The 9,383-nt window shown below is 43.0% G+C and carries 13 protein-coding genes; 6 read left to right on the top strand and 7 right to left on the bottom strand.

Annotation, left to right across the window (positions count from 1 at the left end):
* Positions 1 to 67 precede the first annotated feature (67 nt).
* Positions 68 to 1,321, bottom strand: coding sequence for an FGGY-family carbohydrate kinase (locus tag AC5590_RS21100; RefSeq protein ID WP_169265386.1), 1,254 nt, complete (start codon positions 1,319 to 1,321; stop codon positions 68 to 70).
* Between the two features lie 71 nt (positions 1,322 to 1,392).
* Between AC5590_RS21100 and AC5590_RS21095 the strand changes: the two genes are divergently transcribed.
* From AC5590_RS21095 to AC5590_RS21085, 3 genes are all read left to right on the top strand, one after another.
* Entirely contained in the window at positions 1,393 to 1,626 is a 234-nt protein-coding gene (locus AC5590_RS21095; protein WP_171977741.1) for a hypothetical protein, read from the top strand.
* Positions 1,627 to 1,710: 84 nt separating this feature from the next.
* A complete protein-coding gene (psaM, locus tag AC5590_RS21090) occupies positions 1,711 to 1,809 on the top strand; it encodes a photosystem I reaction center subunit XII (protein ID WP_169265385.1) in 99 nt (32 codons plus the stop codon).
* Positions 1,810 to 2,044: 235 nt separating this feature from the next.
* The gene (locus AC5590_RS21085; RefSeq protein ID WP_169265384.1) at positions 2,045 to 2,449 is read left to right on the top strand and encodes a slr1601 family putative cell division protein; all 405 of its coding nucleotides are present in this window, start codon (positions 2,045 to 2,047) and stop codon (positions 2,447 to 2,449) included.
* A gap of 646 nt (positions 2,450 to 3,095) precedes the next feature.
* Here AC5590_RS21085 and AC5590_RS21080 read toward each other — a convergent pair.
* Entirely contained in the window at positions 3,096 to 3,818 is a 723-nt protein-coding gene (locus AC5590_RS21080; RefSeq protein WP_169265383.1) for a tetratricopeptide repeat protein, read from the bottom strand.
* Between the two features lie 444 nt (positions 3,819 to 4,262).
* On the opposite strand from AC5590_RS21080, the gene AC5590_RS21075 reads away from it, so the two are divergent.
* Entirely contained in the window at positions 4,263 to 4,727 is a 465-nt protein-coding gene (locus tag AC5590_RS21075) for a hypothetical protein (RefSeq protein WP_169265382.1), read from the top strand.
* 80 nt (positions 4,728 to 4,807) lie between these two features.
* Positions 4,808 to 5,365 (top strand): glutathione S-transferase family protein, encoded by a 558-nt coding sequence (locus AC5590_RS21070; RefSeq protein ID WP_169265381.1) that lies wholly within the window; start codon positions 4,808 to 4,810, stop codon positions 5,363 to 5,365.
* Positions 5,366 to 5,446: 81 nt separating this feature from the next.
* On the opposite strand, the gene AC5590_RS21065 is transcribed toward AC5590_RS21070, so the two are convergent.
* From AC5590_RS21065 to AC5590_RS21050, 4 genes are all read right to left on the bottom strand, one after another.
* On the bottom strand, positions 5,447 to 5,938 hold the full coding sequence (locus tag AC5590_RS21065) for a YajQ family cyclic di-GMP-binding protein (protein WP_169265380.1): 492 nt from the start codon (positions 5,936 to 5,938) through the stop codon (positions 5,447 to 5,449).
* A gap of 124 nt (positions 5,939 to 6,062) precedes the next feature.
* A complete protein-coding gene (locus tag AC5590_RS21060) occupies positions 6,063 to 6,458 on the bottom strand; it encodes an MAPEG family protein (RefSeq protein ID WP_169265379.1) in 396 nt (131 codons plus the stop codon).
* A gap of 30 nt (positions 6,459 to 6,488) precedes the next feature.
* Positions 6,489 to 6,992 carry a DNA recombination-mediator protein A gene (locus AC5590_RS21055; RefSeq protein WP_169265378.1) on the bottom strand — a complete coding sequence of 168 codons (504 nt, stop codon included), beginning with the start codon at positions 6,990 to 6,992 and terminating at the stop codon, positions 6,489 to 6,491.
* 100 nt (positions 6,993 to 7,092) lie between these two features.
* On the bottom strand, positions 7,093 to 7,623 hold the full coding sequence (locus AC5590_RS21050; protein WP_169265377.1) for a PadR family transcriptional regulator: 531 nt from the start codon (positions 7,621 to 7,623) through the stop codon (positions 7,093 to 7,095).
* Between the two features lie 120 nt (positions 7,624 to 7,743).
* On the opposite strand from AC5590_RS21050, the gene AC5590_RS21045 reads away from it, so the two are divergent.
* On the top strand, positions 7,744 to 8,229 hold the full coding sequence (locus AC5590_RS21045) for a DUF3291 domain-containing protein (RefSeq protein ID WP_169265376.1): 486 nt from the start codon (positions 7,744 to 7,746) through the stop codon (positions 8,227 to 8,229).
* Positions 8,230 to 8,252: 23 nt separating this feature from the next.
* On the opposite strand, the gene AC5590_RS21040 is transcribed toward AC5590_RS21045, so the two are convergent.
* Positions 8,253 to 9,347 (bottom strand): DRTGG domain-containing protein, encoded by a 1,095-nt coding sequence (locus tag AC5590_RS21040; RefSeq protein ID WP_169265375.1) that lies wholly within the window; start codon positions 9,345 to 9,347, stop codon positions 8,253 to 8,255.
* Positions 9,348 to 9,383 lie beyond the last annotated feature (36 nt).

Genomic DNA, 9,383 nt, shown 5'->3' with positions numbered 1-9,383 from the left:
CTCTGCGCCCACCGCGAACTTTGCGGGAGGAACATCCACACCGCAAATTCGCTCTGGTGCGGTTCATTTATCCCACTCCCCTCATCGCCAATAGCGCCGTCCCATAAGCCGCTTCCATATTCACAGACTGCACCATAGGAACTTGCAAAATCCGCTCCCTAATCGCCGTCCATGTAGGATTCACCGCACCACCACCAGCAGTATAAACTTGGGTTAATCGCTCAGCTCCCAATTCTTGCAATAATTCATACCCTCTGGCTTCTATCCGAGCAATGCTTTCTAGCAACCCATGCAAAAATTCTACGTTGCTAGTTGGACGCGGTTCCAGTCTTGGCAATAAATTTGAGTCATTTATCGGAAAGCGTTCCCCAGCTTTCAACAAGGGATAGTAATCTAACTCGCTAACTTTTGAGCTATCAATTTCACAACTCAAGCTTTCTAATTCGGCTTTAGTAAAAAATTGCTGTAGCACTGCACCTCCTGTATTGGAAGCACCGCCAGTCAGCCACAAATCCCCGAAGCGATGGCTATAAATCCCGTACCTCGAATCTTCCACGCGGGTATGACTCAACAGCTTCAGCACCAGTGTTGAACCAAGCGAAGTCACTGCTTCACCAGGGAGTTTGGCACCACTAGCAAGAAAAGCTGCAATACTGTCAGTTGTCCCAGCACACACCATGCAATCTCGACGAAACTCGAATTGATCTGCAATCTCAGAGCGTAATTCTGCAATCGGAGTTCCAGGAGTTATGACTTTTGGTAGATGAATTTTTATTTTTAAGTTTTCTAGCCATTCTGGGTATTTCAACTCTTCCACGTCATAACCCAGCTTTAAAGCATTGTGGTAGTCAGTAATACCCAACTGCCCATGCAGCAGAAATGCTAACCAGTCTGCTTGATGCAGGAAATATCTGGCTTGAGCAAAAGATGGCAATTGCGACATCCACAGAAGTTTAGCAAGACTAGAAGTAGCACTTAATACTGTATGATTTGCAGGTGCTATGCTTCTTAATTCCTCCATCACCACTGCTCCCCGTGCGTCGTTGTACATCAGCGGTGCGTCTACAGGTTTCCCCGCAGCATCACACAGTAGAACTGTGGAAGACGTACCGTTGATCGCAATTGCTCTTATTTCTCGCCGCAATTCTTGAGGAATTCGCTCAAGCAAGGTAAACAAAGCTTTCTGCCAAGAATTTGCCAACTCAGATACTTCTGACTTCTCAAAGGGAAATCGCCCCTCCGCTTGAATACAACCTTGCTCGTCAACAACCACCGCTCTTGCACCTGACGTGCCAAAGTCTATTCCCAAATAAAAATTCATTTTTTATAATTTTTGCTTATATTTTATTCTCACTAATGACTAATAACTAATGACCCTTACGGGTTCGCCCTATGGCTAACGCCACGCCTTACGGCGAACGCCAGTCGCCTGACGCCACATTCTTCAACGGGGGGAACCCTCCGCAGTCGCCACAACGGGGGGAACCCCCGCAAGGCGCTGCTCTCCGCACAGAAGTGGCTCCGGAGGGTTTCCCTCCCGCAGCGCTGGACTCACCAGTTCCCTACGGAGGGAAACCCTCCTGCAGTGCTGGCTCACTAATCACTAGTTATTGTTTCATCTTGTAACAACCTATTTCCTTATCTTGGCAAAACAGTGAAAAGTAGTAAACGAAATGTTCAATATCTTTTGAAATTGAGAGGTTTCAAACAATGTCTATTTCAGATACCCAAGTGTACATTGCTCTAGTTGTCGCGCTGATTCCAGGCATTCTGGCTTGGCGTTTGTGTACAACACTTTACAATTCATAAGACCCTGAAGAGCTGAGTAACCTGGTAGTACGGGGTACAGTTCTCGGACTTTTGCGGTATTGTCGTAAATTGTTCGAGACTGTATACGTATAAATGCCAGGTTTTTTACTTGACAGATGATCAGTGTACCAAGTCCGAAAAAATTGAAGTAATATGGCAGCTAAACAAAACTGCAAAAGACGCAGGTGTGCATTTGGCATGCGTCTACTCATTTAGCGAGGTTCTTTTTATCACCATGAACGCATTTCAACCCTCTAGACTTCCGGTACAACCACCACAACAGCGTCGAGTCACTCCTCGACGGAAGCGGCATCTTCGTCAACGCTCTTATCAAGTGATGGCACTGGAAACTACGGCAAAGATAGCTGTTAACGTTGTCATTTCAACAGCAGCAGTCTCTGCTCTCATGCAGCTTTTACCTTATCATTGGTCGCAGCAAGAAAAATTACGAACAATCCGCATTGATGTCAATCAGATGGAAGAACGTGTATATCAGTTGCAGGGAGAATTTAGTCGTAACTTCGATCCGCGCCAAGCTAAGATGATTATGCAAGAACAGGGCTATCGATTTGACCCTAATCAGCGTCAGGTCGTGTTCCCAAAAGATACTATAGAACATAAACAACCAGAATCAAACTAATTCCCTTCCTTGTAATTGTTATTCCATAAACAAATTTGGAATTTGGTAGTAAAGCTAAAAGCTGATAGTTCATAGCTAGTCGCTTACTATCTAGGAGCTTGACTAAATAGCCAAATACTTTACTAAACTTTTTCATAATTAGTCATAAAGAGAAGTTTGACACAGTTGTAGCTTTCTGATACTTTAGTGACAATGCTGAAAACCAAAGCCCAAAATCATCTGGTTTGTAAACCACAGCTGATTCAAAACTAGCAAGCCTGTAAAAAGGTCGAACTGGAGATCACGATTCGTTAAATTTGCTGAAAATAATGGATGAACAATAGCTAAAAGCTTCAAGAAAAATTGCTCGGAGTCAAAAAAAATAGGCTGGGCTACACCCGAATTTACGCCTGTAGGACGGCAGGTGCTACAACGGGGGGAACCCCCGCAACGCACTGCCTCACAAGAAGGAGCCGACTCCCTTGGTAGAAGCAGGAAGCAAACCCTCTAAAGTTTCCTTTAGTTGAATGACTAGGTTTGAAAAAGTTTAGTCAAGTTTTGTATAGCAGCTATATAGTTATCATCTATTAGCCATTACACCGTTATCAGGATGTTTCTCACTCTGTGTTTCATACAGAGGCTATGCCAGTGACGATGAATGCAATATCTACCAGGTAGGATGCTGCGTTGGTAGCAACTCGTGTAACCAATTTTCGACTTGTAAACGTAAGTGTGAACCGGACTCTCCCGTTTTGAAGCTAGGATAAGGCAGTTGAGTCAAGGCGCGACGATAATCGGCGATCGCACAATTCCAATCTCCCCAAAGATGATAAGTCCTACCTCGTTCTGCTAGAACATGACCTTCTAATTGATTAAACAGCAGAGCAACCTCAAAATTTTCAATTGCCTCTTCGTATTGCCCTAAATCACGCAAGGTTATACCTCGGTTTATCCACGCCCTAACGTGGCTTGGGTTGAGATCTAAAGCCCGATCATAATCAGCAATTGCTTCTGCTAACTCTCCACATGCGGCATAGTAATTTGCCCGGTTATTATAAGCACTGGCTAATTTCGGATTAAGTTGCAATGCTGTGTTATAATCGCAAAACGCTTTTTGCGTTTCACCACTTTGAAAATAAATTAGCCCTCGATTGTTGTAATCAATAGCGTTGTGCGGATGACGATGAATTAATTGATTCAACAGGGCGATCGCCTCAATGTAATGCCCTTGTTGGGCTTTTGTTATAGCATCCGAGCGCAAGTAGGTGTCCCCAAAAGATTTACTGCTACCGTTAGTCCCTTGCTCCTGTCGTACTTTTGTAGTGTGTGAGACACATGGGTTGCGGTGATTTTGTTCGCCACCAAATGGGAAAGATGAATGAGTGTTCATATATTACTACCTGAGCGGCTTGCTCTGTGAGATCAACTTATAAGGTTCCAAGCTTCTGTGGTTTTCTAACTGTGTCACTTGTTAAGGTGTCTATGAGTCATTCATAAGTAATGCCACAAGCCCTTATAGCATAAGAGTTTACGGCGACCAGAGCCAGAGGTTGCCTGATCTGTGTTTAACCAGATAAACGTAAAGCATACCCAATAGATGCTTGAATCTAATAATTGATACGTCTTCCCCAAGGCAAATTCCAGATAATATAAAGATTAATTTAGTAGACTATTCAAGTAGCGTAGGCAACAAATTGATAAAATGCCAGAATGCCCGCATAAAAAAAACTCCCCAACTCAAGTGTCAGAGCACAGAAGAACAAAAACACCTCTTATGCTGCGTTGCGGAATTTTAAATTCTCTCTGTTTTTGGAAGTTTTGATAAAATATTCTTATGACAACCGTTACCTCCTACTCCAATGCTCCTGATTTAGCAGCCGATGATTACATTGTGATCGGATTGGCAACTTGCTTTGTCAAAGAAGATGGAGAAGTATATCAGATCGAGGTTATAGAACCTATTGCCTCTGCATCACTGGAAACACTTGTTAAAGGTATTCCTACCTCCTTCAAGCTTGCTTGCGCCACAACTTTGGGATCTGTGCTGGACGAAGACAAATCTCAGATTCCTGCGGAATTTCCCCAGACTGCTCAATTTGGTGATGATTTTGTTGAACGGGCGATCGCCGCAGCTCGCACATACAAGCGTCGTGAAGCTGCTAAATCTCTGATACCTTTGGGCACAACTTATACAGATTTTAAATATTCTACTGAACGCAAGCGGGTGTTAAATGTCTCGCGAGTTGTCACCAAAGAAGATAACGTCAAACAGCACCCCAATACTCATAAAGTTCTTTAATCGGTTATTTACTTTCAGTCTCAGAAATCACAATATAATTACTGATGACTGATGGTTGTTAACTGTTTACTGATTTGCTCATGCTAAAACTTTATGGCGGCGCACGTAGTCGTGCATCAATTGCTCAGTGGTACTTAGAGGAACTAGAAATTCCCTATGAATTTGTCAAGCTTGATATGCAAGCAGGTGAGCATCGTCAGCCTGAGTATCTGGCAATTAACCCAATAGGCAAAGTCCCAGCAATTGTTGATGGAGATTTCCAGCTTTGGGAATCTGGGGCAATTTTGCTATATTTAGCAGACAAGTATGGTAAATCTGCCCACTCTCCAGAGGAACAAGCCCAATTAGCTCAATGGGTGTTGTTTGCCAATGCGACTTTGGGACCAGGAATTTTTGGGGAAGAAAACCGAGAACGAGAAATGCCGAACTTGATGACTGTTTTGAATGGAATTTTCGAGCATCAACCTTTTTTGCTGGGTAATGAATTCACAGTTGCTGACGTGGCTGTAGGTTCTATTCTCTCTTACATTCCCATCCTGCTCAAGTTAGATCTAAGCCCCTACCCGGCTGTATTAAACTACATGAAACAGATATCTGAACGTCCAGCTTTTAAAATAAGTATAGGTGGGCGTAAATAATCACTCGCTTACGCTCATATTCACTCATTAGCTGAGTCCAAAAAATAATGTGGAATCAGCTAATGAAGGGAAAGCGGATGGCTAACGATAATTTGTAAACTGCAAAGCAACCGGAAAATCTTCTTGCTTTAGGCGTTGGATGACAGCTTGTAAATCATCTTTATTTTTAGCAGTCACACGTACTGCGTCGCCTTGTATTGAAGGTTGTACTTTCTTAAATTCGTCACGAATCAACTTAGAAATTTGCTTAGCATTGTCCTGATCAATGCCTTTTTTAAGTTTGATTTCTTGACGAACCCGGTTTCCACTAGATGATTCTACTTTGCCAAAATCAAATATTTTCTGCGAAAGATTGCGCTTTGCTGCTTTTTCCCGCAGTATGTTGTGTACGGATTCTAAAGTAAAATCACTGTCGGTGTTCACCGTTATACTTTCTTCACCCAACTCAACAGTTGTTTGAGTATCTTTGAGGTCGTAGCGACTTTTAATATCTCGTACAGCTTGGTCAATAGTGTTGACCAATTCTTGTCTGTCAAAATCGCTCACAATGTCAAAGGAATACGTAGAAGCCATAGAAGATTCTAGATTTTAAATTTTGCATTTTGGATTGGTAATTGATTTTTATTAGTTGTTAGTGGTTATGGAATTTTTTACTAACCAATAAATGATTAACCACTAACTAATGCTCATTTGCTCATTAGCTATTTGCTTGAATGATGCTCAGGACAATAAGACTAGCAGATCCAAGGGAGCCGATGCCAAACATGAGCGAGCGTAAAACGGGTATATTCAAAATATAAAAAATGGAGTATAGCAACCTAGCTACAAGAAAAGCGATGGTAGCCGCTACAGCTAGGGGAGAAAAAACACCCGTTACGTATGCCATTAATGCTGCGGCCGAAAAAATCATAAACGCTTCATACGAGTTTTGGTGTGCCCAAGTTGCTCGTTGAGCGTATGGTGGTAGCTTATCAAACATGGCGCGGGGAGCAGACAAATCATACCCAACACGAACACGGGCATAAGCTACCACTAAAAACGGTAGATAGATGAGTGCTGCAGCAGCTGCAATAGAGTACAAAAAAATAGTCATTAGTCAAATACAAAAGTCAATGACACATGATTAATCAAAGTAGAATAATGTCACCACCTTTCTTTGTTCTTCTGCATCTTTACAAGTTTGCAGCAGGATGCCGCTGTCGTGAAATGCAAAACATATCAGTTGCTGGCAGCGGGAGACAATCTCCTTGTTGCACAAGTAACTGGCTTCGGCAAGAGACATATGATCCTTGCTAGCATTTTCCACTAGATGCATCACCTTTTCTAATTGCTGACGCGATTCATGAGGTTGGCGTTCTAAACTTTGAGGTAGAATCACCGTTAACAAATTCGGATCAGCCCGCATTGCTCCCCTAATAGCAGCTGAATTTGTACCCGTAGCGCCAGAGGTGATCATTCGATTACCGGATAAAACCAAGGCGTAGGTCATCATCTCAATTAGATTCTGATGGGTAATGGGGACATGACGGGAACCCAGCAAGGCAATTCGCTTAGAACCTGTTTGCTGGATTGTCGCCAGTTCTTGCGCTAATGTATCGACGTTGATAAGGTCTGTTGACTGACTCAAAGACGGACAAAATCAGATTAAACGACCTAGCTATTGTAACAGACGTAGGGGAGTTCTCTGTCAGCGATTTGTCATGTAGTCATGCTATTTTTCTATTTGCTTAACTTAATAGCCCAATTGCTTGTTCACACCAAGCAAGCCAATATGTTTCATAACTTATGCCATTGAGTAGAGTCAGGTACTGAAATTTTGCTTGTTCTGGCAGTTGTTGAGGATTTTTGAAGTATTGTTGCTCTAAAACTTTGTATGTAGACAATTTTTCTTGGTGGCTGTGACGATGACGCTCTAACTCTTCCAAAATTGTCTGCTTTTGAGCAACATAACCGCTAAAAATTTTCACCAGTAAATCGTCTTTTATTGGTGTGGGTTCACATGGCTGTGCAATCCACTTCTTAAGCTGCTGTTTACCCTCTTGTGTAACTTGGTAAAGCTTTTTATCTGGGCGTCCTTCTTGCGGTATTGTCTCGGAGGCAATCCAGCCTTGAGCTTCGAGTTTAGATAACTCCCGATAAATTTGCTGGTGACTTGCTGACCAGAAAAAGCCGACTGAACCATCAAATTGCTTGGCTAAATCATACCCACTACAGGAATGATCCACCAGAGATGCCAATATTGCGTGAGCTAAAGCCATAGGAATTCTCCTTGACATATGCAACTTTTTGAATATATTTTATTTATATGCAATTAGTTGCATATTTACAAGTTGCATACAAAGCTCCTCAAAACTCTCAACACAAAGGAAAAACGTCAAATGGTATTAGTTTCAGTCACACGCTTGCATCTGGTGTCACCTCGTTATTTTCCAGGCTTTTTATGGCACACTGCGCTTTCATCATGGCAAATCGTTAACATTCCTGGGTTTTTGGGCGGTCAACTTATAGGTGACAAGCAGGCAGGCGCTTGGACTGTGACGCTTTGGAAGGATGAGTCAGCAATGCGACAGTACCGTAACTCTGGGGCACATCGCCAAGCTATGCGATATCTGCCCCGTTGGTGTGATGAAGCCGCAGTTGTTCACTGGCAGCAAGAAGATACAACTTTACCTGAAGCCTCAGAAGCTTACCGCCGAATGGTGTCTGAGGGACACTTCACCAAAGTGCTTCAGCCATCAGATAATCAGCAAAAGCGGCAAATTCCAGAACCAGCATCACCAAAGGGAGTACCACTACATCCCAGAAAAAAAAGTAAGGGTACCGCATCCCAGTACGATACCCCTACTCTCGATCTTCATGACTGAATCGAACTTAGTGTTAAAAATTTTCAAGATATCGCCGCAGCTGGATTTAAATTCAGCAAAGCAAGCAAGCGATCAAGATCAAAATGTTGAGCCATGAGATGGCGAATGCACTCGACTTTTAGGGGTTCATGGACACGAACTGTACCAAAAGTGCGGTCAATAATTTCCACAGTTGTTAAGGTGTCTAAATCAACTGATAAGATTGGGATTTCAAGTTCTTCTGCTCGATTGAGGATGAAGGAGGGAGGAGGTAATTGTCCGGTGAGGATTAGGCATTGGGTGGAAGTTTCCAAAGCCGCTTGCTGAATTTCTACGCGATCGCCCCCTGTAACTACTGCCATATTCCGGCGCATAGCAAAATACTTTACTGCTGCATTCACATTCATCGCCCCAATTGCCAAACTTTCCACCATCAAATCCAGGCGATCGCCACAACAAAGAACTTCAGCCTTTAACTGGTTTACCAGTTCGCGCACGCTAACACTGCATAACAAAACACTTTTCGGTAACATCCCCAGCACAGGGATATCCTGCTGTTCTAAAAACGGACGAATAGTGGTGTTGACGGCTTGTAATTGTTCTGCAGGAATATCGTTGATCACAACACCAACTAAGCGATCGCCCAGACGCTGTTTAGCACACAACAGCGCTTCAACTAAAAGCAGCGATTTGTAGCGGGCTACCAAAAGTACCGCAGCATCCACCACTTCTGCTACTTGCAGCAAAGACAAATCAAACAAACTGCCTTCTTCTAAGTTACCTGGACCTTCTAGCAAAACCAAGTCGCCGACTTGTATTTCCGAATATTGCTGTGCTAGCAAGTTTTGGTAGTTGGTTTTGTCTAACCCTTGCAAACGTTTTTGCACGGCGACTTCATTTAAAGCCAGCATCGTGGGTGCAACGCGGTTTTTTGGTAAGTTGAGATTGTTAGCAATAAATTGAACATCCTCCTCAACCATCGTTCCTGCAGATTCACTTAAACAAGTACCTAGCGGTTTGCCATAGGCAATGTCCAGCCCGTTTTGTTGTAGTTGATAAGACAAACCTAGGACTGTTGCAGATTTACCACAGTAAGCCTCCGTAGATCCAATTAATAAATACTTAGCGGATTTTGGCACGCATGCACTCCTACTTTACAAAAGTTTAGGTAACTT

It is taken from the genome of Brasilonema octagenarum UFV-OR1 (genome assembly GCF_963888615.1).
Taxonomy (GTDB): domain Bacteria; phylum Cyanobacteriota; class Cyanobacteriia; order Cyanobacteriales; family Nostocaceae; genus Brasilonema; species Brasilonema sennae.
Note: the sequence above shows the minus strand (reverse complement) of the source record. Positions and strands in the feature narration are given on the sequence as shown.

Bases quoted from the DNA above. Each gene is read 5' to 3' on its own strand.
- AC5590_RS21100 (WP_169265386.1), bottom strand. From the start codon at position 1,321: ATGAATTTTTATTTGGGAATAGACTTTGGCACGTCAGGTGCAAGAGCG.
- AC5590_RS21095 (WP_171977741.1), top strand. From the start codon at position 1,393: ATGGCTAACGCCACGCCTTACGGCGAACGCCAGTCGCCTGACGCCACA.
- psaM (WP_169265385.1), top strand. From the start codon at position 1,711: ATGTCTATTTCAGATACCCAAGTGTACATTGCTCTAGTTGTCGCGCTG.
- AC5590_RS21085 (WP_169265384.1), top strand. From the start codon at position 2,045: ATGAACGCATTTCAACCCTCTAGACTTCCGGTACAACCACCACAACAG.
- AC5590_RS21080 (WP_169265383.1), bottom strand. From the start codon at position 3,818: ATGAACACTCATTCATCTTTCCCATTTGGTGGCGAACAAAATCACCGC.
- AC5590_RS21075 (WP_169265382.1), top strand. From the start codon at position 4,263: ATGACAACCGTTACCTCCTACTCCAATGCTCCTGATTTAGCAGCCGAT.
- AC5590_RS21070 (WP_169265381.1), top strand. From the start codon at position 4,808: ATGCTAAAACTTTATGGCGGCGCACGTAGTCGTGCATCAATTGCTCAG.
- AC5590_RS21065 (WP_169265380.1), bottom strand. From the start codon at position 5,938: ATGGCTTCTACGTATTCCTTTGACATTGTGAGCGATTTTGACAGACAA.
- AC5590_RS21060 (WP_169265379.1), bottom strand. From the start codon at position 6,458: ATGACTATTTTTTTGTACTCTATTGCAGCTGCTGCAGCACTCATCTAT.
- AC5590_RS21050 (WP_169265377.1), bottom strand. From the start codon at position 7,623: ATGGCTTTAGCTCACGCAATATTGGCATCTCTGGTGGATCATTCCTGT.
- AC5590_RS21045 (WP_169265376.1), top strand. From the start codon at position 7,744: ATGGTATTAGTTTCAGTCACACGCTTGCATCTGGTGTCACCTCGTTAT.